Genomic DNA, 22,495 nt, shown 5'->3' with positions numbered 1-22,495 from the left:
AGGTCCCCGTTCCCTCAGGGAACGGGGACCTTCCTCTTGTTGACGTCTTGTCGGCGGCCGGGACCGCGGCTACATCTCCAGTGCCTCCAGCTGCCCCATAAGGCCCAGCCTGTCGTACTGCCACCAGCCCTCGACGATCTTGCCGTCCTCGCGGCACCGGTGGATGGTGATGCCGGTCATGGTGACCTGCTTGTTGCTGGCCGGAATCCCCATGAACTCGCCGGTGTGAGTGGCGTTCCAGGTCCAGCGGGTGCAGACCCTGTCGCCCTCGGCGAGCTGGTCGTCGATGGTGAACTCGAAATCGAAGCCGCCGCGCCACATCTCTATCTCGCGGCGCATCGCGTCCATCCCGATGTTGTCCGGGTCGTTGGCCGGATCGTGGTCGTGGTAGTTCTCCGCCAGGAAGCCGTCGAGCGGCGGAAGGTCGCCCTTGGCGGCGATCGTCGCGAAGAACCCTCGGCACGTGTCCTTGTAGAGCTGTTCGTCGCGGACGATCTCCAGGTCGGTGAACGTCGGCATCTCGTCGCAGAGGGCCACCATCTCCCGGAAGATCCGGTCCGTCTCCGGGAGGTTCGAGTTCCTCATCGCGTCCTCGTACGACGGGAACTCGACTATCTCGATGAAGTGGGAGTCGTCGGACCGGTCCTTGCCGATGATGCTGTGCGAGGCGGTCCTCTTGCCCTTGGTCTGCTCGACCCATGTGTCCATGAGCCGGTTCATCTCGTCGAATCTGCTCGTCTTGCAGTCAATGAGCTGGACGAACGTCATGACGCCTCCCGAAGTGCTCGGGCCCGGTGGGATGCCTCCATTTTAGTGAAGAATTCGATTCATCCGATTTGACGCAATGGGATTCCCGGAGGCCTGGACGTCACTGGGGCCCGTACTTCCGGCCCGTCTTCGACGAGATCCCGCCGACCAGGGACCGCGGGGTCACCTTCACCAGGCCCATCAGCGCCTTGTACCGAGGGTCCGGAATCGACAGCGTCTTCCCGCGGGACAGATCGGCCAGCGCGGCCGTGACCAGCTTGTCCGCGTCGAGCCACATCCACTTGGGGATGTTGTCCGTGCTCATCCCGGCACGCTGGTGGAACTCCGTCCGTACGAAGCCGGGGCACAGCGCCATCAGCCGTACCCCCGACCCGGCCAGGTCCTTCGCGGCACCCTGCGTGAACTGCACGACCCACGCCTTCGACGCCCCGTACGTTCCGCGCGGGACGAACGCCGCCACCGAGGCGACGTTGATCACGGCTCCGCGGCCGCGCTCCCGCATCGCCTCCGCCGCCGCCGACGTCAGCCGGAGCACGGCCTCGCAGTGCACCTTGAGCATCGTCAGCTCGTCGGCCATGGAGACCTCCAGATAACGGCCCTTGTTGCCGAAGCCCGCGTTGTTGACCAGCAGGTCGACCGGGCTCTTGCGGTCCTTCAGTCGTGAGACGACCGCCTCGATGCCGTCCTCCGTCGCGAGGTCCGCCGTCAGCACCTTCGCCTCGATGCCGTGCCGATCGTGCAACTCGGTGGCCTGCTCGCGAAGCCGCTTGGTGTCGCGCGCCACCAGGACCAGGTTGCGGCCGTCTGCGGCGAGGCGCCGCGCGAAGGCGGCGCCGATGCCCGCCGTGGATCCCGTAATCAGAGCCGTTGTCATGGATCAAGGCTAGTCAACTGCCGGTTTCCGCGCCGGGGCCCGTCCGCCCGCTGCCGCACGGCGGCGCCTCGTCCGTACGGGTGGCGGAGACCGTACGGACGACAGGGGTCCGTGCAATGACGGAGCGTCAGGAGCCGTACTTCGCCACGTAGTCGCGTGCGTCCCTGAGCACCCCCGTGTGCAGCCCCTCCGCCGCCGCAAGCAGTCGCGGCAGCAGCTCACGCTCGGTCGTGACGGCCCGGAACTGCAAGGCGACGGTCACCTCGTGATCCGGCCGGTGCACTACCTCGATCGGGTCGCCCGCCCGTATCTCCCCGGGCTCGATCACCCGCAGATACGCACCGGGGGAGCCCTGCCGCGTGAACCGCTTCACCCAGCCCCTCTCCCCGAGATGCCCCTGAAACGTACGGCAGGGGATCCGCCCGGAGGTGACCTCCAGCACGAGATCGGGACCGATCTGCCAGCGCTCGCCGATCTTCGCGCCGGTCACGTCGAGCCCCTCCGTCGTGAGGTTTTCACCGAATGCGCCGGACCGCAGCGGCCGTCCGAGCTCGCGCTCCCAGGCGTCCAGATCCTCGCGCGCGAACGCGTACACCGCCTGGTCGTCCCCGCCGTGGTGCCGCATGTCGCAGACCGCGTCGCCGACCACCCCGCTGCCGCCCACGCCCTTCGGGCCGGGGGCCACCACTCGGACCGGGCCGTCGGCCGGCCGCTTGTCGATGCCGGTCAGCCCGCTCTCCGTATCCGTGTACGCGACGGACTCGGGGCGGCCCACATTCACAGAGAGAAGCCTCATGGCGGTAACGCTAGGTAATCGATCGCCAAAGCGTCCACTCATTATTCGCTGTCGTACCCAAGACACGCTTATGCTCGAAGTGTGATCGAGGCCCGTCATCTCCGTGTCCTGCGTGCCGTGGCCGCCACGGGTTCCTTCTCGGCGGCGGCCCGCGAACTCGGCTGCACCCAGCCCGCGGTCAGCCAGCAGATGAAGGCCCTCGAAGCCTCCACCGGTACGCCGCTGCTGATCCGCACGGGCCGCGAGATGCGCCTCACACAGGCGGGCGAGGCGCTGGTCCGGCACGCCACGACCATCCTCGCCGGCCTCACCGCGGCCGAGGAGGAGATCGCCGCCATCGCGGGCCTGCGGGCCGGCCGGGTCCGGCTCGTCTCCTTTCCCAGCGGCAGCTCCACGCTCGTTCCCTCCGCGCTGGCCGCGCTGCGCGCCGCACACCCCGGCACCCGCGTCTCGCTGGTGGAGGCGGAGCCGCCGCGCTCGGTCGAGATGCTCCGCGAGGGCGACTGCGATGTAACGCTGGCCTTCCGCTACGAGGGCGCGGCCGGCGCCGAGGAGTGGGGCGACCTGGTGGTGCGCCCCCTGCTCGCCGACCGGCTCGTCTGTCTCGTCCCCCAGGGTCACCGACTCGCCGGGGCGGACGCGCTCGCCATCGGGGAGCTCGCCGACGAGCCGTGGATCGCGGGCTGCCCGCGCTGCCGGCGACAGCTGGTCGAGGTCTGCGAGAGTGCGGGCTTCGCACCCCGCATCGACTTCGCCACCGACGACTATCCGGCGGTGGTCGGGCTGGTCGGGGCCGGTCTCGGGGTGGCGGTACTCCCCGAGCTCGCGCTGGAGTCCGTACGCCCGAAGGGGGTGCGGGCGGTGGCGGTCGAGCCCCCGGTGCGACGGGAGATCGTCGCGCTGACGCTGCCGGATCTGGCCCAGGTACCGGCGGTGGCGGCGACGCTCGACCACCTGGCTCGGGCCGCGGCGCGTTAGGAGACAGGTCCGCGGCGCGTCAGGCGCGAGGGTCGCGGGGAATCAGGGCGGGAAACAGAACAGGCACGCATGCGCGTGCCCCTCGCAGGAGCCCCCTCCTGCAAAAACGATCCTTCGATTAGCTGCTGACGCTTCGCGTCAACCCTCGCCGGCGCTGCCGCCACTCGCCGTGGAAGCCGGCACCAGCCTGTTGCGCGCGCGACCCATGAGCTCCTCGCGCTCGTCCTCGGTCAGCCCGCCCCACACGCCGTAGGGCTCGCGCACCGCAAGGGCGTGGGCGGCGCACTCTGCCCGCACCGGGCATCGCATGCAGACCTCTTTGGCCGAGTTCTCGCGGGCGCTCCGCGCCGCTCCCCGCTCGCCCTCCGGGTGGAAGAAGAGCGAACTGTCGACTCCGCGGCAGGCCGCGAGCAACTGCCAGTCCCACAGATCTGCGTTCGGTCCGGGAAGGCGGGAGAAATCTGCCATCGCTTGTCCCCTTGTAGCCGTTCTGACGCGGACAGTGCCCACGACCGTACATCTACTGTCTAAGGAGATGAAAATATGACTCTTTGCGAATCTAGTCGCAGACACCAGGAAATGGAAAGAAAAGGCGCCTGAATGGGGCATAGGTGGCGTCAGAACTGCGAGCGGTAGCCGCGCGACCTGCGGTGTATCCGTACCCTCACGTAGAGTGCCGAAGGTGGCTGACCGACCCGTAACTCTTTCGAGTGACCGTCGTTGAGTCTGCGGAAGCGGTTGAAAGAACAAGCGCTCGGGCAGACGGCAGTGTCGGCTGTTCGAGTGTCGACCGCACAGGTGACGATCCGTACCAGCCTGGAGGTTCAAGGTGACGCGCATCAGCTGCGGAGGGCGGCCATGACATCCGTCCTCGTCTGCGACGACTCCCCGCTTGCCCGAGAGGCGCTGCGCCGCGCGGTCGCGACCGTGCCCGGCGTCGAGCGTGTGACGACGGCGGCCAACGGCGAGGAAGTCCTCCGCCGCTGGGGGGCCGACCGCTCGGACCTGATTCTGATGGACGTACGCATGCCCGGTCTGGGGGGCGTGGAGACCGTCCGTCGGTTGCTCTCCGCCGATCCGGGTGCCCGGATCATCATGCTCACCGTCGCCGAGGACCTGGACGGCGTCGCGCTCGCCGTCGCGGCAGGTGCCCGCGGCTATCTGCACAAGGACGCCTCACGTGCGGAACTGCGTGCCACCGTGACGCAGGCGCTCGCCGACCCCACCTGGCGCCTCGCCCCGCGCAGGCTGCGCTCTGCCGAGATGGGGGCGGCGCCGACGCTCACCGCACGTGAGATCCAGGTCCTTGAGGGCATGAGCCATGGCCGGTCGAACGCCGAGATCGGCCGTGAGCTTTTTCTCTCCGAGGACACCGTCAAGACGCATGCCCGGCGGCTGTTCAAGAAGCTCGGCGCCTCGGACCGGGCGCACGCGGTGGCGCTCGGTTTCCGCTGGGGCCTGGTCCGTTAGGTGTGCCGCCGCGGGGGTACGGCGATCCCCGCCCGCCGTACGGTGGGCGGGGCGGCGGATGCCCGCTTCCGCCCGCCATGGCAGCGGTTGGTGTCCCCGCCGCGGCAGCGGCTTATGTCGCTTCGCGGCCGATGCCGCATCCTTGAGGTGTGGAGTTCCTCGGGGACAAGTCGGTCGAGCGGAAGGGGAGGGCGCAGGAGATGAGTTCCGGCGCACCTGCTCATAACGCTTCGGTGCACAACTACGGACGTGGTGCCACGGAGCGAGCAGCCGCAAGGCACCATGGACCGATGCGCGAGGACGGGACGACGGTGATCGGTGCGCTCGTCCACCGTGCCGTCGAGGGCGATGAGCAGGCCACCCATGACCTGCTCGCCCATGTCCACCCCCTCGCCCTTCGCTACTGCCGTACGCGCCTGTCCCGGCTGCCGGGTGATGCCCGTCACTTCGTCGAGGACCTGGCGCAGGAGGTGTGCGTGGCGGTGCTGCTGGCCCTGCCGCGCTACAAGGACACGGGGCGCCCCTTCGAGGCCTTCGTCTTCGCCATCGCCGCGCACAAGGTCGCCGACCTGCAGCGCGCCGCCATGCGCCACCCGGGCTCCACGGCCGTCCCGTCGGACGAGATGCCCGAGCGGCCCGACGACTCACTCGGCCCGGAGGAGCGGGCCGTGCTGAGCAGCGATGCCGAGTGGGCGAAGAAACTCCTCGCGAACCTGCCGGAGAACCAGCGCGAGCTGCTGCTCCTGAGGATCGCCGTCGGACTCACGGCCGAGGAGACCGGGCAGATGCTGGGAATGTCGCCGGGAGCGGTGCGGGTGGCCCAGCACCGGGCGCTGAGCCGGCTGCGGGCCCTGGCTGAGCAGTAGGTACGGCATGTCGGGGCGGGCCCCGGGGAGTGCTCGAGCCCGTTCCCGCCGGAGCGGGCCGCCGTCACGTATGAACGTACAAAGCTGCTCGGTGATCTTGTTCGTGGAATGAGACGCCTCCGGTTCCCGTTAGCATGGACATCCGCACCGATCAAGGCCATTTGGAGAAGGTGTCATGACTGCCATCGACGGAGTGCCCGACAAATTCGCGACACTCGGGCTGACCTACGACGATGTGCTGCTGCTGCCGGGCGCTTCCGATATGGCGCCCGACCAGATCGACACCTCCTCGTATCTGTCCCGGAACGTCCGGATCAACGTCCCGCTGCTGTCCGCGGCCATGGACAAGGTCACCGAGGCGCGCATGGCGATCGCCATGGCCCGTCAGGGCGGCGCCGGTGTGCTGCACCGCAACCTCTCCATCGAGGACCAGGCCAACCAGGTCGACCTGGTGAAGCGGTCCGAGTCCGGCATGGTCGCCGACCCGATCACGGTGCATCCGGACGCGACGCTCGCCGAGGCCGACGCGCTCTGCGCCAAGTTCCGCATCAGCGGCGTCCCGGTCACCGACCCCGCCGGCAAGCTGCTGGGCATCGTCACCAACCGCGACATGGCCTTCGAGAACGACCGCTCGCGCCAGGTGCGCGAGGTCATGACGCCGATGCCGCTGGTCACCGGCAACGTCGGGATCTCCGGCGTGGAGGCCATGGAGCTGCTGCGCCGCCACAAGATCGAGAAGCTGCCGCTGGTCGACGACAACGGCGTCCTCAAGGGCCTCATCACCGTCAAGGACTTCGTGAAGGCCGAGCAGTACCCGAACGCCGCCAAGGACGCGGAGGGGCGGCTCATCGTCGGCGCCGCCGTCGGTGTCGCGGGCGACGCCTTCGAGCGCGCCCAGGCGCTGATCGAGGCGGGCGCCGACTTCATCGTCGTCGACACCGCGCACGGCCACTCGCGACTCGTCGGCGACATGGTCGCCAAGATCAAGTCGAACTCGTCCGGCGTCGACGTCATCGGTGGCAACATCGCCACGCGCGACGGTGCGCAGGCGCTCATCGACTCCGGCGTCGACGCGATCAAGGTGGGCGTCGGCCCGGGCTCCATCTGCACGACCCGTGTCGTCGCCGGCATCGGCGTACCGCAGGTCACGGCCATCTACGAGGCGGCGCTCGCCGCCAAGGCGGCCGGGGTCCCGGTCATCGGCGACGGCGGCCTGCAGTACTCCGGTGACATCGCGAAGGCGCTGGTCGCCGGCGCGGACACGGTGATGCTGGGCTCGCTGCTCGCGGGCTGCGAGGAGTCGCCGGGCGAGCTGCTCTTCATCAACGGCAAGCAGTTCAAGTCGTACCGCGGCATGGGCTCGCTGGGCGCGATGCAGACCCGCGGCGACCGGAAGTCCTTCTCCAAGGACCGCTACTTCCAGGAGGGTGTCGCCTCCGACGAGAAGCTGGTTCCGGAGGGCATCGAGGGCCAGGTTCCCTACCGGGGTCCGCTCTCGGCGGTCGTGCACCAGCTGGTCGGCGGTCTGCGGCAGTCGATGTTCTACGTCGGCGGGCGGACCGTTGCCGAACTGCAGGAGCGCGGCCGGTTCGTGCGGATCACGTCGGCGGGCCTCAAGGAGAGCCACCCGCACGACATCCAGATGACGGTCGAGGCGCCGAACTACAGCCGCAAGGGCTGAGCCACGCGCGTGAAGGGCGGTCCCGGAGATTCCGGGGCCGCCCTCGTCGTGTGCGTCGGGGATACTGGAAGACGCTGAAACGCAGAGGGAAAGGCCACACACGTGACTGAGATCGAGATCGGGCGCGGCAAGCGCGGCCGCCGGGCGTATGCGTTCGACGACATCGCCGTCGTCCCCAGCCGGCGCACGCGGGACCCGAAGGAGGTCTCGATCGCCTGGCAGATCGACGCCTACCGCTTCGAGCTGCCCTTCCTGGCAGCCCCCATGGACTCGGTCGTCTCCCCGGCCACCGCGATCCGCATCGGCGAGCTCGGTGGCCTGGGCGTGCTGAACCTCGAGGGCCTGTGGACGCGGTACGAGGACCCGCAGCCGCTGCTCGACGAGATCGCGGAGCTGGACCCGGCCACCGCGACCCGCCGCCTCCAGGAGATCTACGCCGCCCCGATCAAGGAGGAGCTGATCGGCCAGCGGATCAAGGAGGTGCGCGACTCCGGCGTGGTCACCGCGGCCGCGCTGTCGCCGCAGCGTACGGCCCAGTTCTCCAAGGCCGTCGTGGACGCGGGCGTCGACATCTTCGTGATCCGCGGTACGACGGTGTCGGCCGAGCACGTGTCGGGCGCGGCCGAGCCCCTCAACCTGAAGCAGTTCATCTACGAGCTGGACGTCCCGGTGATCGTCGGCGGCTGCGCCACGTACACCGCCGCCCTGCATCTGATGCGCACGGGTGCGGCGGGCGTGCTGGTCGGCTTCGGCGGCGGCGCCGCGCACACCACGCGCAATGTCCTCGGCATCCAGGTCCCGATGGCGACCGCGGTCGCCGACGTGGCCGCCGCCCGCCGCGACTACATGGACGAGTCCGGCGGCCGCTACGTGCACGTGATCGCGGACGGCGGTGTGGGCTGGTCCGGCGACCTGCCGAAGGCGATCGCCTGCGGCGCCGACTCGGTGATGATGGGCTCCCCGCTCGCGCGCGCGACCGACGCGCCGGGCAAGGGCCACCACTGGGGCATGGAGGCCGTCAACGAGGAGCTGCCGCGTGGCAAGAAGGTGGACCTCGGCACGGTCGGCACGATCGAGGAGGTCCTCACCGGTCCGTCGCACACCCCCGACGGCTCGATGAACTTCTTCGGCGCCCTGCGCCGCGCCATGGCGACCACGGGCTACAGCGAGCTGAAGGAGTTCCAGCGGGTCGAGGTCACGGTGGCGGACTCGCAGCACAAGCGGTGACGCCGGCCGCTGCCTGAGCTGAATTCGGGGGCGCCCTCTTCGGATGGGCGCCCCCGGTCGTTTTTCCGACCCACGACGGCGGGGGCGTTCAGAGCCGGTGGGCCGCACCCGCCGGCGTGGCGCCCCGAGTGTCCAGCAGCAGCTGGGCCTTCACGGCCAGGCCCTGCAGGTCGTACGTGCGGTGGGGCTGGAGGAGGAGCGTCAGGTCCGCGTCGGCCGCCGCCTCGTAGAACGAGTCGGCGCGGGGAACGGGGCGGTCGAGCACACTCCAGGCGGCGACGTACGGATCGTGGTAGCTGACCGCGGCGCCCAGTTCCAGCAGACGGGTGGCGATCTCACGGGCGGGGGAGCCGTGTTGGTCGGCGAGGTCCGGCTTGTACGTGACGCCCAGCAGCAGGATGCGGGCGCCCCGCACGGACTTGCCGTGCTCGTTGAGGAGGGTCGCGGTGCGCTGGATGACGTACCGGGGCATGTGGCCGTTGACCTGCTGGGCGAGCTCCACCATGCGCAGCGGGCGGACGGTGTGCGGGGGCCCCGACAGGTCCTGGGGCACGCTGTGGCCGCCGACGCCGGGCCCCGGCCGGAAGGCCTGGAAACCGAACGGCTTGGTCTCCGCGCAGCGGATGACGTCCCACAGGTCGATGCCCAAGTCGTGGCAGAGGACGGCCATTTCGTTGACCAGGGCGATGTTGACGTGCCGGTAGTTGGTCTCGAGGAGCTGGACCGTCTCGGCTTCGCGCAGGCCACGCGCGCGTACCACCTTGTCGGTGAGGCGGCCGTAGAAGGCCGCGGCCGATTCGGTACAGGCGGGGGTGAGGCCGCCGATGACCTTGGGGGTGTTGGCGTGGCCGTGGGTGCGGCTGCCGGGGTCGGTGCGGCTGGGGGAGTACGCGAGGTGGAAGTCGCGGCCCGCGCGGAGGCCGGAGCCCTCTTCGAGGAGGGTGCGCAGGACTCCCTCGGTGGTGCCCGGCGGCACGGGTGATTCGAGGATGACGGTGGTGTACGGGCGCAGCCGGGCGGCCAGAGCGCGAGCCGCACCGGACAGCGGGCCCAGGTCGAGTGCGCCGTCCGCGCCCTGCGGAACCGGCGCGCAGATGACGGCTGTGCGGACCCGGCCCAGCTCGGCGGGGTCGGTGATGGGCCGGAAGCCCCCCGAGAGCATCCGGCGCAGTTCGGCGGCGGTGAGGACGCCGGTGTCGACCAGGGCCCCGGGGTCCAGCAGGGGTCCGGTGTCCGCGCCGTCGGCCGGGAGTCGGGCGGCGGGGCGGTCGGCGGCGAGGCCGGGATCGTAACCGAGCGTGGCGATGCCGGCGGCGACGGCGGCCTGGGCGAGGGGCAGGCCGATGTGGCCGAGTCCGACGACTGCGAGATCTGCGGGCATGGGGGTGGGACGTCCTTCCCAATAACCGGAGCGGGCGGATCGCGCAAGCCCTGTGGACAAGGTGGACCAGCGCAATGTCAGACTAGGAGTAAATATGACCGTTATGCGGCATTGCTGGCCCGATGATCGCCGAGTGTTGTCCACAGGCTGAGGAGTGGGCGGTGGCTGAAGTCGGGCGGCGCGGTCAGAATTTGGGCATGGGGGATGCGGGCCCGGGCACACCCGAAGGGTGCGGCAGCGAGCGCGACGAAAACGGGAGGCAGCAGTGAGGACAGCGACACTGGGGCCGGCGGAGCGCGCCGAGTCACTCGCGGGCATGGCCGAGCGTGAGCTGGACGTCCTGGTCGTGGGCGCCGGTGTGGTCGGCGCGGGCACCGCACTCGACGCCGCGACGCGCGGCCTGTCGACCGGCCTGGTCGAAGCGAGGGACTGGGCTTCCGGCACCTCGAGCCGGTCGAGCAAGCTGATCCATGGCGGTCTGCGCTATCTGGAGATGCTCGACTTCGCGCTGGTGCGCGAGGCGCTGAAGGAGCGGGGCCTCCTCCTGGAGCGGCTCGCGCCTCATCTGGTCAAGCCGGTGCCGTTCCTCTATCCGCTCCAGCACAGGGGCTGGGAGCGGCTCTACGCAGGAACGGGCGTGGCCCTGTACGACGGCATGTCGATGGCGCGCGGGCACGGCCGAGGGCTGCCGATGCACCGGCACCTGAGCAGGAGTCATGCACTGCGGGTCGCGCCGTGCCTCAAGAAGGAGGCGCTGGTGGGGGCCCTGCAGTACTACGACGCGCAGATGGACGACGCCCGCTATGTGGCGACCCTGGTCCGCACGGCCGCGGCGTACGGCGCGAAGGTCGCCAACCGCGCCCGGGTGACCGGCTTCCTGCGCGAGGGCGAGCGCGTCGTCGGCGCCCGGGTGCAGGACGTGGAGGCCGGCGGGGAGTACGAGGTCCGCGCCCAGCAGGTCGTCAACGCCACCGGTGTGTGGACGGACGACACCCAGGCGATGGTGGGCGAGAGGGGGCAGTTCCACGTCAGGGCCTCCAAGGGCATCCACCTCGTCGTGCCCAAGGACCGCATCCACTCCACGACGGGCCTGATCCTGCGGACCGAGAAGTCCGTGCTGTTCGTGATCCCGTGGGGGCGGCACTGGATCATCGGGACGACGGACACGGACTGGGACCTGGACAAGGCGCACCCGGCGGCGTCGAGCGCCGACATCGACTATCTGCTCGAGCACGTCAACTCGGTGCTCGCGGTGCCGCTTTCGAAGGACGACGTCCAGGGGGTGTACGCGGGACTGCGGCCCCTGCTCGCCGGGGAGTCGGAGGCCACGAGCAAGCTCAGCCGCGAGCACACGGTGGCCCATCCGGCCCCCGGTCTCGTCGTCGTGGCGGGCGGCAAGTACACGACGTACCGGGTGATGGCCAAGGACGCGGTGGACGAGGCGGTGCACGGCCTCGACCAGCGCGTCGCGGACTGCGTCACGGAGGAGATCCCGCTCGTCGGAGCCGAGGGATACCGGGCGCTGTGGAACGCGCGGGCACGGATAGCGGCGCGCACCGGCATCCATGTGGCCCGCGTGGAGCACCTGTTGAACCGTTACGGCGCGCTGACCGAGGAGCTCCTCGACCTCATCGCCGCGGACCCGTCGCTGGGCGAGCCGCTCCATGCGGCGGACGACTATCTGCGGGCCGAGATCGTCTACGCCGCCTCGCACGAGGGTGCGCGGCACCTCGACGACGTCCTCACGCGGCGCACCCGGATATCCATAGAGACCTTCGACCGGGGCACGCGCAGCGCCCGGGAGGCCGCGGAGCTGATGGCTCCGGTGCTGGGCTGGGACAAGGACCAGATCGAGCGCGAGGTGGAGCACTATCAGAAGCGGGTCGAGGCCGAGCGCGAGTCCCAGCGCCAACCGGACGACCTGACGGCGGACGCGGCGCGACTGGGGGCGCCGGACATCGTGCCGCTGTAGCCGGAGACCGGGCCTCTGCGGCCGGTGACCGGCAGCAGCTGCTCTCAGAACCGGCAGCAGCGCTCTCAGGGCGCCCGGGGGCAGAATTCGGCGGTCAGCACGCTCGGTTCGAGCTTCGGGTCCGCTATCGCGTCCGTGTTGACCCGCAGTATGAGCACGCGTCGGCCGTCGCGCGTGGCCGCGGTGCGCACATAGCTGCCCGCTATGCGTCCGTTGTGGCCCCACACCGTGGTGCCGCAGGGCAGCTGCACGGGATAGAGGCCCATTCCATAGCGGCCGTGCGTCGCACGGGTGTTGAGCATCTCGTGCAGTTCGGCGGGCGGGAGCAGCCTCCCGCCGAGCAGGGCGGCGTAGAAGCGGCCCAGATCGGCGAGGGTGGAGACGAGTTCTCCGGCCGCGCCGGCGACCCGGGGGTCCAGGGCGGTGACGTCCGTGCCGTCGGAGGTGTAGGAGCGGCCGTGCGGCGAGGGAAGTGAGGTGCGGGCGCCCGGAAAGGAGGTGCCTGTCAGACGAAGAGGGGTGATGATGCGGTGCTCGGCCTCGGCGGCGTAGGAACGGCCGGTGACCTGCCTTATGACCATGCCGAGCAGCACGTAGTTGGTGTTCGAGTAAGCGAAGCTGCCCCGCGGGGACGGGGAGTGCGCAAGCGCGGTACGGACCGCCTGGAGGGGAGAGACGGGGATGGTGCCCTTGGTGTCTGCTGTGAAGTCGTAGAGGCCGCTGGTGTGGGTGAGCAGCGCCCGCAGGGTCAGCATCCGGCCATCGTTGCCGTGGCCCCGTATCAGGCCGGGGAGATGGCGGTCCACGGTATCGGACAGGGAGAGCCGGTGTTCGGCTGCGAGCTGCAGCACTACTGTTGCGATGAACGTCTTGGTGATGCTGCCCGCGCGGAAGTGGTCGGCACGCCGTATGGCGGGACCCGTACGGGCGAAGCGTGAGCCTTTTTCCTCGCGGGCCAGCAGGGCCGCCGCAGGGGCCTTGCCGCGGGTGACGAGCAGAGTGAGAGCGGCGTCCGCCGGCGGTGTCGCGGAGGCCGGGGCGCTGCCAGTGGACAGGCAGAGGAGGGTCGCGGCCAGCAGTACGGCCAGCTGTGTCCGTGGCAGGGGCATGCGGTCCTCCATGTGTGCGACCCATCATGCGGGACGGCGGACCCTGGGCGTCGGCCGGTCCCCGGGTGAGGGACAATGAAGGCTCTGTCAGGGCGGGTTGCAGAGGGGACGCATGTCGGAGGCGGAGCAAGCGGGCGAAGCCCGTCAGGACAACAGTGCACGTCTCCTCGCCGGGCGCTACCGGCTGGGAGGGGTCCTAGGCCGCGGCGGCATGGGCACGGTCTGGCGCGCCCTGGACGAGACATTGGGGCGTGCGGTCGCCGTCAAGGAGCTGAGGTTCCCCTCGAGCATCGACGCGGAGGAGAAGCGCCGCCTCGTCACGCGCACGCTGCGCGAGGCCAAGGCCATCGCGAGGATCCGCAACACGAGCGCGGTGACCGTGTTCGACGTGGTCCACGAGGACGACCGGCCGTGGATCGTGATGGAGCTCGTCGAGGGCAAGTCGCTCGCCGAGGTCATCCGGGAGGACGGGCTGCTGACGCCGAAGCGTGCGGCCGAGGTCGGCCTCGCGATCCTCGACGTCCTCCGCTCGGCGCACCGCGAGGGGATCCTGCACCGCGACGTGAAGCCGTCCAACGTGCTCATCGCGGACGACGGCCGGGTCGTGCTGACCGACTTCGGCATCGCCCAGGTCGAGGGCGACCCGTCCATCACCTCGACCGGCATGCTCGTCGGCGCGCCCTCGTACATCTCGCCAGAGCGGGCGCGCGGGCACAAGCCCGGGCCCGCGGCCGACCTGTGGTCGCTCGGCGGTCTGCTGTACGCGTCGGTGGAGGGCTTCCCGCCGTACGACAAGGGCTCCGCGATCGCGACGCTCACCGCCGTGATGACCGAGCCGCTGGAGCCGCCGAAGAACGCGGGTCCCCTGGAGAAGGTCATCTACGGCCTGCTCGCCAAGGACCCCGAGCAGCGGCTCGATGACGCGGGCGCGCGGGCGTTGCTGAGCGACGTGATCCACGCCCCCGAGCCGGAGCCGGTCGACGCCACGAAGGTCGTGCCGTTGCCGCCCGTGCCGGAGAAGCGGCCGCGCAGGGGCGGTCCGAAGGCGGGCGGTGCGTCGGGCGGCGGTCCGGCGGCCGGGTGTGCGGCGTCCTCCGCTGCTGCTGCGTCGGCCGGTGGCGCCGCGGGCTCCGCGGGACGCAAGGCCGAGGACGCGGCGGAGCGGCTGCGCGGCGCGCTGCGTTCGCTGCGGCCGGCGCGCAAGACCACCACGGCGTCGTCGGCGGCGTCGGAGCCGGCCACGGCGCCTTCGGATTCCGTCACCCGTTCCGATGCGGCCTCTGGGAGTGGGCTCGGCGGCGGGGCGGCTGCTGGTGCGGCTGGGTCCGGTGGCGGTGCCGCTGGTGCTGCCGACGCCGCTGGTACCGCCGGTTCTTCCCGTTCCGCGAGCTCGGGCGGTCGTGCCGACTCCGCCGAAGCGCTCGGGACTGCCGGAGGGGCGGCCGGCCCGTCCAGGGATGCTCGTGGCGGTGGAGCTGGAGTAGCCGGCCCCGAGGCGGCGCGCACCACCGCGTCCGGGACGGACGCTGCCAGAACAAACGCTTCGGCAGGCAAGTCAACGGCCGCAGGCAAGTCCACGGCCGCCGCCACCGGCGCGGATGCCGCGTCCGCCACCGGGGACGGCGTCTCGAATGCGGCCGCCGACGCGGGCTCGGGCGCCGCCCGCACCGCTGGTGCTGCGGGCGCCGCTGGTGTCGGCACGGGTGGGACCTCCGCAGCCCGGGGTGCCGCGGGCGAGGACCCGGCCGCGGCGCACGGAGCTTCCGGGCTTCCGGCCACTCCGACGCCCCCGGCCACCCCGCCGCGTCCCCAGCCCAAGGCGTCGCTCGCCGATGTGGTGCCGCGGCGCACGCTCGTGGCCGTCGCCGTGGTCGTCGCGCTCGCCGTACTGGGCACCGTGCTGGCGTTCGCGCTGGGCGGCGACGACGGCGGCACGGCGCAGGGCAACGGCAACGGCAGCGACAAGGCCGCATCCAGCGGTGCGACCGCCGGGAGCGACGAGGCAGGCAAGGGCAGCGGGAACGATACGGGTACGGACAAGGGCAGCGCCGAGGAGACGGGCCCGAGCGAGGACACCGGTTCGAACGAGTCCGCAGGCCAGAGTGCGGACCCCGGAGAGAGCTCGGGCGCCGAGAGCGACAGCGACGACGCCACGGGCTCGAAGTACGACGCGGTGACGACGTACAAGCACCAGCAGGGGTTCTCGATCGGGCTGCCGAAGGGCTGGAAGTACGTCTCCACGGATGCCGCGGGTGCGCGTTTCACCGGCCCGGACGGACAGAAGCTGCTGGTCGGCTGGACGACGACGCCCAAGGACGACGCGGTGCGCGACTGGGAGAACCAGGAGCGGTACATGACCCGTTCCCAGTACCACCGCATCCGGATCGAGAAGGTGGACTACCGCGGCTGGAACACGGCGGACTGGGAGTTCACCTATGTGGACGGCGGCACCAAGTGGCGGTCGATAGACCGTGGCTTCGTCGTCAACTCCCACCAGGGCTATGCGCTCATGTACACGGCGAAGGCGAAGGGCTGGAGCGGCGAGCAGAGGCGTGAGACCTGGCAGACGTTCGCCCGGACGTTCACGCCCAAGTCCTGACCCGTCCGAGCCCGTCCATCCCGTCCGCACCCGTCCATCCCGTCCGCGACCGTCCATCCCCGTCCCAACCCGTCCGATTTCGCGGCGCGTTTCGTGAGATCCCGAATCCGTCAATGCGGATTGCCTTCGGCACGTATCGTGAGTGGTTGCGGACGGTACGCAGCCGCATCCGGCCGCAACCGTACGCAAGACGTATATAAGACGAACGGAATTGACCGCCGTGCGGGGACGGGGGAGGCGTCGTGGACGACTACGCGGGGCGAGCGCTCGCCGACCGCTACCGCCTGCCGCTGCCGCCGTCGGACGAGTACGAACTGGCGCAGACGCGGGCCTTCGACACCTTCAGCGGGCAGGAAGTCCTCGTCAGGCAGGTGCAGTTGCCGGAGGTCGTCGAGGCGGAGGTGCTCGACGCCGACGGTCTGCCGGAGGGGTTCGTCGGTGCGGCTCCGCGGCGCGCCCCCGGTCGCGCGACGCGCAGGCCCACGGACCCGGCGGTGCGGCGCGCGATCGAGGCGGCGCAGGCAGCCGCACAGGTCCCCGACCATCCGCGGCTCGACCAGGTCTTCGACGTGTTCGCGGACGGCGGTTCGCTGTGGATCGTCAGCGAGTTGGTGGCGGCCCGGCCGCTCGCGGCGCTGCTCGCCGAGAAACCGCTCACGCCGTACCGGGCGGCTGAGGTCGCCTCGGACGTGCTGACCGCGCTGCGTGCCCTGCACGCCCATGGCTGGGTGCACGGCAACATCACCACGCGCACGGTCCTGGTCTGCGACGACGGCCGTGTGATGCTGACGGGCCTGGCCGCCGGCGCGGCGGAGGAGGCCCTGTGCGGCTACGATCCTCGGCCGGCCGAAGACTTCGCCGGTGCCGGAGATTTCTCCCATGCCGATGCTGCCGATGCGGGTGCCGATCACTTCGCTGCTGATGGCCGAACCGCGGACTTCGGCGGGACCGGCGACGTCGGTGGGGCCAGTGCGGCCGGCGACTTCGACACGAGCGCTTCGGGCCGGGGCAGCGGGGCAGGTGGCCCGCGGCCCGTCGGCGCTCCCGCCATCGGCCCGTCCCCCTCCTCCTCCCGGGCGGCGGTGCCGACGTCGCCACCCACGCCGTCCGGCACGTCCCCGACCACGGCTCTGGGGCGGCGCGCCCTCGACGCCGGTGGTGACGTCGACGTCAGGGCGGCGCGTGCCGGAGCCATCGCGGCCTATCGCGCCGGTGCGCGGGCCGCCGCGCGGGTCACCCAGGAGCGGCGCCCCGACGCGACGCCGTCCCTGCCCGCGCCTCGCTCCGACCAGGCACCGCACCCCGACCAGCCGTATGCACCGCACCCCGGTCAGTCGTATGCACCGCACCCCGGTCAGTCGTATGCACCGCACCCCGGTCAGTCGTATGCACCGCACCCCGGTCAGTCGTATGCACCACGCCCCGACCAGGCCCATGGAGTGCGCCTGGAGCAGTACTGGCACGGGGCGGTTCCGCGAGCCCGCGGGGTGGCGGGGCAGGCCGACGAGACCCGAGACGCGTCCGACAGAACCGACAAACACGGACGCGAAATCGCAGCCGGAACCGGACCCGAGACGGGAACCGGCCCCGAGGCCCGGGCTGAAGCCGAGACCAGAACCGAAGCCACAAACGAGACAAGCACCGGAACCGGAGCAGGCACCGGAGCTGAAGCCCCGCCCAGTAGCGACATGATCCCGGCGGCGCGCCACGACGAAGCACCAGCACTCACCAAATCGGGCAGCAAATCCACCCACACCGGTACGCGTTGGAACGAACTCGTCGCACCCGGTCGCCAAAGCCGCGGCCCCGCCACGCCGCTGGCCGCCGAGCGCGCCCGGCAGGCCCGCATGGTGGTGGTCGGACCCGTCACCGAGCGATGGGCCCCGGAACAGGCCGGCCCCGTGCACGAGAACTGGCAGCTCGCGCCGCCCGTCGGCCCGGCCACGGACCTGTGGGCGCTGGGCGCGCTGCTGTTCCGTGCGGTGCAGGGACACGCGCCGTATCCGGAGGAGACCACCGCCGAACTGGTGCAGCTCGTGTGCGCGGAGCCGCCCGCGTTCGCGGAGGAGTGCGGACCGCTGCGCCCCGTCGTCGAGTCACTGCTGCGTCAGGACCCCATCGAGCGGATCGACTTCGAGGAGCTGCGCGGCTGGCTGCGCTCGCTCGTCAGGTCGGCGCCGGAGCCGGATGCGGGCGCCAACGTCGTGGCAGCACCGCCGTACGACGCCGGCCGCCTGCCCGTCGTACGCCGCCGCGGCGAGATCGTACGGAAGCGCCGTGCCCAGCCGCCCGCCACCACCGGGCACAGCGGCCGGCACAAACGGGCCAAGCCGGACCGGCAGCCGCGGCAGCGAGGACCGAGGTCGCTCGGCCGGACGCTGCTCCTGCTCATACTGCTGGGACTCGCCGCGGCCATCGCCTACGCGATGCTGTTCATGCCGAAGGCCGAGCCGCGCGGCGACGGAAGTCAGGGACAGGACCGTTCGGGCACCGCGGGTGAGGCGGGTTCCGCGGCCTCGAGCGGCGGTTTCGAGTCGAGTGGCGCCTCTCCGAGCGGCGGTTCACAGCACACACAGACCACGGGGCCGGAGCTGCCGGCGGGGTTCGTCCTGCGCAAGGACCCGGAAGGCTTCCAGGTCGCCGTGGCCAGAGGTTGGGACCGGCACCCGGACGACGAACAGGATCAGGTCCGCTACACGGACGGCGACTTCACGCTGATCGTCGTATCCGGCCGGGACAGCACATCGGTGTACGGCAGCGACCCCATGACGTACCAACGCGAGAAGGAGCCGGAACTGCAGCCCTTCCGCGACTCCAGCTGGGCCACCTCCAGCGGAATGCGCACCATCGAGGTGGGCGGCCGGACCATGGCCGAGGGGCAGTTCACCTGGCAGGACGCCAAGGGGCGGGAGATCTACGTACGCAATCTCGCGATGGTCATCGACGGGCGCTACCACGTCGTCCAGGTCCGCGGACCGGAAGCGGAGCGCGACGAGGTCACGAGGCTGTACGAGCAGGCTTCGGCGACGTATCAGGTCACCGGCTGAGGGGGCGCCGTCGCAGCGGCACGGCGGTCGTCGCGGGACGCCGTCCGGCCGCGGACGACCGGGTGTTGTTCGCTCTTGCGTACGGATCGGAACGACGCGAAACCGCCAGCACACCTGATCCGGTCACGTCGGCCGGAGGATGACCTTCCATGTGCACACGCGTGCGGCATGATGGGCCGCATGGGGACCGAGGGGGACAACGTCCGCGTCATCGCCGGCCGCTACCGGCTCCAGGCGCGCCTTGGACGGGGCGGAATGGGCGTCGTCTGGCGCGCCACCGACCAGCTTCTCGGCCGTCAGGTGGCCGTCAAGGAGCTCGCTCTCGACGAGACGCTCTCCCCGGAGGGGGCCCGGCTGCAGCGGGAGCGAACGCTGCGCGAGGCGCGGGCGGTCGCTCAGCTCAGCCATCCGAACGTGGTCGTCGTGCACGATGTCGTCGAAGACGACGAACGCCCGTACATGGTGATGGAGTTGATCGACGGCGGCTCGCTCGCGGAGCGGATCGCCCGGAACGGACCGGTGGACGCCGGCGAGGCAGCCCGTATCGGCCTCGCGCTGCTGGCCGCTCTGCAGAAGGCGCACCAGGCGGGTGTGCTGCACCGCGACCTCAAACCGGCCAACGTCCTCATGGAGGTGGGCACCGGCCGCGTCGTGCTCACGGACTTCGGAATCGCGCAGGTCACGGGGGCGACGACGCTCACCGAGACCGGGTCGTTCGTCGGCTCGCCCGAGTACACGTCGCCCGAGCGGATGTCGGGCGACCGAACCGGCCCCGAATCCGACCTGTGGTCGCTCGGAGCGCTGCTGTGCACGGTGCTCAGTGGTGAATCCCCTTTCCACCGCGACTCCTTGGGCGGTGTCCTGCACGCCGTCGTCATGGACGAGATCCGGCTCCCGGACGCGGCCGCTCCGCTGCAGCCGGTCGTCGTCGGGCTGCTGGAGCGCGATCCCGACCGGCGGCTGACCGCGGCGGAGGCGGAACGCATGCTGCGGGCCTACGTCGAGACCGGCCGCACCCCCATGCTGCCGACCGACCGCGTCCCCACGCAGCGCGATGTGCCCCGCCACCACATGCCGCGCCCTCATGTGTCGCTTCCGCACGTGCCGCATATGCACGGGCAGGGCTCTCAGGTGCCTGGGCTGCGTCCACCGCATGGTTCTGAGCCAGGTGTTGGGCCTGCGAGGCCGAGGCGCTCGGCCCGTACGATTCTGGCCGCCGCGGTGCTGGTCCTGGTCGTGGCCGGGGCCGGGGTCTCGGCCACGCTGCTCCTGGGCCGGGACGGCGAGGGGGAGGGGGCGCCCGGCACCTCGGTGCCGTCGCCCACCGGTTCCCCGGACAGACCCACCCCGACGGTGACCGTGACCCGGCAGCAGACGGAGACCACGACGGCGACTCCGGTGCCCGCGGCACCGGCCGGTTATCGCATCGCCAAGGACCCGAAGGGCTTCTCGCTCGCCGTGCCGGACGGCTTCACGCGCAAGCCGCAGGGGTCGCGCGTCTTCTACATGTCGCCGGGCGGCACCTTCCGCATCGGCATCAAGGTGGCCGACCCGGAGGAGGGCGGCCCGCTCGAGGTGATGCGCCGCTCCGACGCCGACGGCCCCGAGAACAACCCCGGTTACCGGGACGGCGAGGTCATCGCCACCGCGCACAACGGACGGCCCGCGGCCCTCTGGCAGTTCACCTGGGACGGCTTCACCGAGGCGGAGGGCGCCCGCCACACGTACGACCTGTGCTGGGAGGAGGGCGGCCGGATGTACGACGTGTGGGTCTCGGCGCCGGTCGGCCGCTCCGACCAGGCGAAACGGTATTTCGACACCGCGGTCGACTCGTTCGTCGTGCGGGCGACGGGAGGATCCGGCGGGGGCTGATCAGGGACGGACCCTGCCGGGCGAGCCGGGTTTGTCACGGTGCTGCATCCGAACCCCGCCCCAGGTGGTCTCCGCGGTTCCACTTCGCCAGGATGTGACCATGATGAACCAAGGGGGACAGCCGAACGAGCCGACGAGCTACGGGCTGCAGCCACCGCAGCAGGGCCCGCAGAACGTCCCCCACCCCCAGCACCCCCGGTACGGGCAGCCCAACCCGTACGCCGAGCAGCCGCCCGCGGCGCCGTACGCCGCGCCCACCCAGGCCGCGGCCGAACAGCAGCCGCAGCAGGTGCCCCACCAGCAGCAGCCCCCTCGGCCGCAGCACCCCCAGCACCCGCAGGCGCAGCAGGACCCGGGCGCCGGCCGCCTGATAGCCGGCCGCTACCGGCTGCTGTCCAAGCTCGGCCACGGCGGCATGGGCACCGTATGGCGGGCGAAGGACGAGACCGTCGACCGCGAGGTGGCCGTCAAGGAGCCCCGGGTTCCCGAGCACCTGCCCGAGCGGGAGCGCGTCAACGCCTTCGAGCGCATGCGTCGCGAGGCGCGCGCCGCGGCCCGGCTCGATCACCCGGCGGTCGTCACCGTGCACGACGTGGCCGTCGAGGACGGACGGCCGTGGATCGTCATGGAGTTCGTGCAGGGCCGGTCGCTGGGCGACGCGCTGAAGGAGGGCACTCTGGGTGCCCTCGAGGCCGCCCGTATCGGCCTCGAGGTCCTGGGCGCACTGGAAGCGGCCCACCAGGCGGGCATCCTGCACCGCGACGTCAAGCCCGACAACGTCATGCTCGGGCGGTACGGAAAGGTCGTCCTCACCGACTTCGGCATCGCCCAGATCGAGGGCGAGACCAGCCTCACGGACACCGGCAACTTCGTCGGCTCGCCCGAGTTCATCGCCCCCGAGCGGGTCCTGGGCCAGCGCCCGGGACCGGCCTCCGACCTATGGTCGCTGGGTGTCGTCCTGTACGCGGCGACGGAGGGCGTGTCGCCGTTCCGCCGCAACAACACGCCCTCGACGCTGCAGGCGGTCCTCAACGCCACGCCCGCTGCGCCCGCGTCCGCGCAGGGCCCGCTGGCCGAGGCGATCAACGGGCTGCTCCAGAAGGACCCCGCGCACCGGCCCGCTGCCGCCCGGATCCGCCACCTGCTGGAGCAGGCGGCGCAGCCGCCCCAGCCCCAGCCGACGCAGGTAGTCCAGATCGGCGGCGGTCCGGGAGGCAGAAGCATCCGACTCGGCCGCAAGGCCTGGCTGGGCGTGGGGGCCGCGGTCGTGGCCGCGGCCGTGACGGCGTATCTCGTGATCGCGAACCCGTTCGCGGGATCGCAGCCGGACGGCTGGAAGACCCCCAAGGAGAAGGCGCTGGGTGCGACGCTGGCCGTGCCGGCGGACTACGTCAGGTCCGTGCCGGACGGCACCAACGACAAGGAGCACTGGGTCACCTACACCGACCCCAGCTACTCGCTCTCCGTCGCTCTCACCCTCTACAAGAAGTCCGAGGACACCCTCGACGAGATCGCCGGCTCCGCGATCTCCGAGGCGTACGACGACATGGACTCCATGGAGGACACCGAGGACAGCGACTTCTCCTTCATGGCGGACAAGCCCGCGCCCAAGGGGAGCACCAAGGAGACCTCGCACGAGGAGCGTAAGGCGGCAGAGAACACCGTCACCTACGTCGACGACCAGACCGACTCGGCCACGCCCCGTCCGCGCGAGGCCAAGGTCTTCTACTACATGACCGAGTCCGGTGACCTGTACAAGCTGTGGATCGACTACCCGGGCAAGGGCGACTTCACGGAGCGGGGCCGGGAGGTCGCGAAGGCGGCCATCGAGAACCTGAAGTTCGAGAAGCTCTGA

The 22,495-nt window shown here is 71.0% G+C and carries 16 protein-coding genes; 10 read left to right on the top strand and 6 right to left on the bottom strand.

Annotated features, from left to right (window positions below; translation table 11 throughout):
- Nucleotides 1–69: 69 nt before the first annotated feature.
- The 3 genes from ABT009_RS14655 to ABT009_RS14645 all read right to left on the bottom strand — a co-directional run bounded on the left by ABT009_RS14655 (nucleotide 70) and on the right by ABT009_RS14645 (nucleotide 2,438).
- On the bottom strand, nucleotides 70–768 hold the full coding sequence (locus tag ABT009_RS14655; protein WP_351293364.1) for an ester cyclase: 699 nt from the start codon (nucleotides 766–768) through the stop codon (nucleotides 70–72).
- 100 nt (nucleotides 769–868) lie between these two features.
- Complete coding sequence (locus ABT009_RS14650; protein WP_351293361.1) at nucleotides 869–1,642, bottom strand: SDR family NAD(P)-dependent oxidoreductase; 774 nt, start codon at nucleotides 1,640–1,642, stop codon at nucleotides 869–871.
- 127 nt (nucleotides 1,643–1,769) lie between these two features.
- Nucleotides 1,770–2,438, bottom strand: a complete 669-nt coding sequence (locus ABT009_RS14645) for an MOSC domain-containing protein (RefSeq protein WP_351293358.1) — start codon at nucleotides 2,436–2,438, stop codon at nucleotides 1,770–1,772.
- Between the two features lie 81 nt (nucleotides 2,439–2,519).
- Here ABT009_RS14645 and ABT009_RS14640 point away from each other — a divergent pair, with 81 nt between their 5' ends.
- Nucleotides 2,520–3,416 (top strand): LysR family transcriptional regulator, encoded by an 897-nt coding sequence (locus ABT009_RS14640; RefSeq protein ID WP_351293355.1) that lies wholly within the window; start codon nucleotides 2,520–2,522, stop codon nucleotides 3,414–3,416.
- Nucleotides 3,417–3,554: 138 nt separating this feature from the next.
- Here the strand turns inward: ABT009_RS14640 and ABT009_RS14635 are convergent, their stop codons facing one another.
- Complete coding sequence (locus ABT009_RS14635) at nucleotides 3,555–3,884, bottom strand: WhiB family transcriptional regulator (RefSeq protein WP_351293352.1); 330 nt, start codon at nucleotides 3,882–3,884, stop codon at nucleotides 3,555–3,557.
- A gap of 390 nt (nucleotides 3,885–4,274) precedes the next feature.
- Here ABT009_RS14635 and ABT009_RS14630 point away from each other — a divergent pair, with 390 nt between their 5' ends.
- The 4 genes from ABT009_RS14630 (at nucleotide 4,275) to ABT009_RS14615 (ending at nucleotide 8,660) form a co-directional block, all read left to right on the top strand.
- Nucleotides 4,275–4,886, top strand: a complete 612-nt coding sequence (locus tag ABT009_RS14630; RefSeq protein WP_003948568.1) for a response regulator transcription factor — start codon at nucleotides 4,275–4,277, stop codon at nucleotides 4,884–4,886.
- A 290-nt stretch (nucleotides 4,887–5,176) separates the two neighbouring features.
- A complete protein-coding gene (locus tag ABT009_RS14625) occupies nucleotides 5,177–5,752 on the top strand; it encodes a sigma-70 family RNA polymerase sigma factor (RefSeq protein ID WP_281399109.1) in 576 nt (191 codons plus the stop codon).
- 175 nt (nucleotides 5,753–5,927) lie between these two features.
- A complete protein-coding gene (gene guaB, locus ABT009_RS14620; RefSeq protein ID WP_351293348.1) occupies nucleotides 5,928–7,433 on the top strand; it encodes an IMP dehydrogenase in 1,506 nt (501 codons plus the stop codon).
- A gap of 102 nt (nucleotides 7,434–7,535) precedes the next feature.
- On the top strand, nucleotides 7,536–8,660 hold the full coding sequence (locus tag ABT009_RS14615) for a GuaB3 family IMP dehydrogenase-related protein (RefSeq protein WP_351293345.1): 1,125 nt from the start codon (nucleotides 7,536–7,538) through the stop codon (nucleotides 8,658–8,660).
- Between the two features lie 88 nt (nucleotides 8,661–8,748).
- Here ABT009_RS14615 and ABT009_RS14610 read toward each other — a convergent pair whose 3' ends face one another.
- Complete coding sequence (locus tag ABT009_RS14610; protein WP_351293342.1) at nucleotides 8,749–10,041, bottom strand: nucleotide sugar dehydrogenase; 1,293 nt, start codon at nucleotides 10,039–10,041, stop codon at nucleotides 8,749–8,751.
- Between the two features lie 265 nt (nucleotides 10,042–10,306).
- Here ABT009_RS14610 and ABT009_RS14605 point away from each other — a divergent pair, with 265 nt between their 5' ends.
- Nucleotides 10,307–12,013, top strand: a complete 1,707-nt coding sequence (locus ABT009_RS14605) for a glycerol-3-phosphate dehydrogenase/oxidase (protein WP_351293340.1) — start codon at nucleotides 10,307–10,309, stop codon at nucleotides 12,011–12,013.
- A 65-nt stretch (nucleotides 12,014–12,078) separates the two neighbouring features.
- Here ABT009_RS14605 and ABT009_RS14600 read toward each other — a convergent pair whose 3' ends face one another.
- Nucleotides 12,079–13,122, bottom strand: coding sequence for a serine hydrolase domain-containing protein (locus ABT009_RS14600; RefSeq protein WP_351293337.1), 1,044 nt, complete (start codon nucleotides 13,120–13,122; stop codon nucleotides 12,079–12,081).
- A 112-nt stretch (nucleotides 13,123–13,234) separates the two neighbouring features.
- Between ABT009_RS14600 and ABT009_RS14595 the strand changes: the two genes are divergently transcribed.
- The 4 genes from ABT009_RS14595 (at nucleotide 13,235) to ABT009_RS14580 (ending at nucleotide 22,495) form a co-directional block, all read left to right on the top strand.
- Nucleotides 13,235–15,721 carry a serine/threonine-protein kinase gene (locus ABT009_RS14595; RefSeq protein WP_351293334.1) on the top strand — a complete coding sequence of 829 codons (2,487 nt, stop codon included), beginning with the start codon at nucleotides 13,235–13,237 and terminating at the stop codon, nucleotides 15,719–15,721.
- Nucleotides 15,722–15,963: 242 nt separating this feature from the next.
- Nucleotides 15,964–18,768, top strand: coding sequence for a serine/threonine kinase C-terminal domain-containing protein (locus ABT009_RS14590; protein ID WP_351293331.1), 2,805 nt, complete (start codon nucleotides 15,964–15,966; stop codon nucleotides 18,766–18,768).
- A gap of 180 nt (nucleotides 18,769–18,948) precedes the next feature.
- Nucleotides 18,949–20,640 (top strand): serine/threonine-protein kinase, encoded by a 1,692-nt coding sequence (locus tag ABT009_RS14585; protein WP_351293328.1) that lies wholly within the window; start codon nucleotides 18,949–18,951, stop codon nucleotides 20,638–20,640.
- A gap of 100 nt (nucleotides 20,641–20,740) precedes the next feature.
- The gene (locus ABT009_RS14580) at nucleotides 20,741–22,495 is read left to right on the top strand and encodes a serine/threonine-protein kinase (protein ID WP_351293325.1); all 1,755 of its coding nucleotides are present in this window, start codon (nucleotides 20,741–20,743) and stop codon (nucleotides 22,493–22,495) included.

The sequence above is a fragment of the Streptomyces sp. NPDC002896 genome, from assembly GCF_040295225.1.
Classification (GTDB): domain Bacteria; phylum Actinomycetota; class Actinomycetes; order Streptomycetales; family Streptomycetaceae; genus Streptomyces.
Note: the sequence above shows the minus strand (reverse complement) of the source record. Positions and strands in the feature narration are given on the sequence as shown.

What these genes read in the sequence shown, in the direction of transcription:
- ABT009_RS14655 (WP_351293364.1), bottom strand. Translation starts at nt 768, where the DNA reads ATGACGTTCGTCCAGCTCATTGACTGCAAGACGAGCAGATTCGACGAG.
- ABT009_RS14650 (WP_351293361.1), bottom strand. Translation starts at nt 1,642, where the DNA reads ATGACAACGGCTCTGATTACGGGATCCACGGCGGGCATCGGCGCCGCC.
- ABT009_RS14645 (WP_351293358.1), bottom strand. Translation starts at nt 2,438, where the DNA reads ATGAGGCTTCTCTCTGTGAATGTGGGCCGCCCCGAGTCCGTCGCGTAC.
- ABT009_RS14635 (WP_351293352.1), bottom strand. Translation starts at nt 3,884, where the DNA reads ATGGCAGATTTCTCCCGCCTTCCCGGACCGAACGCAGATCTGTGGGAC.
- ABT009_RS14630 (WP_003948568.1), top strand. Translation starts at nt 4,275, where the DNA reads ATGACATCCGTCCTCGTCTGCGACGACTCCCCGCTTGCCCGAGAGGCG.
- ABT009_RS14625 (WP_281399109.1), top strand. Translation starts at nt 5,177, where the DNA reads ATGCGCGAGGACGGGACGACGGTGATCGGTGCGCTCGTCCACCGTGCC.
- guaB (WP_351293348.1), top strand. Translation starts at nt 5,928, where the DNA reads ATGACTGCCATCGACGGAGTGCCCGACAAATTCGCGACACTCGGGCTG.
- ABT009_RS14610 (WP_351293342.1), bottom strand. Translation starts at nt 10,041, where the DNA reads ATGCCCGCAGATCTCGCAGTCGTCGGACTCGGCCACATCGGCCTGCCC.
- ABT009_RS14600 (WP_351293337.1), bottom strand. Translation starts at nt 13,122, where the DNA reads ATGCCCCTGCCACGGACACAGCTGGCCGTACTGCTGGCCGCGACCCTC.
- ABT009_RS14595 (WP_351293334.1), top strand. Translation starts at nt 13,235, where the DNA reads ATGTCGGAGGCGGAGCAAGCGGGCGAAGCCCGTCAGGACAACAGTGCA.
- ABT009_RS14585 (WP_351293328.1), top strand. Translation starts at nt 18,949, where the DNA reads ATGGGGACCGAGGGGGACAACGTCCGCGTCATCGCCGGCCGCTACCGG.
- ABT009_RS14580 (WP_351293325.1), top strand. Translation starts at nt 20,741, where the DNA reads ATGATGAACCAAGGGGGACAGCCGAACGAGCCGACGAGCTACGGGCTG.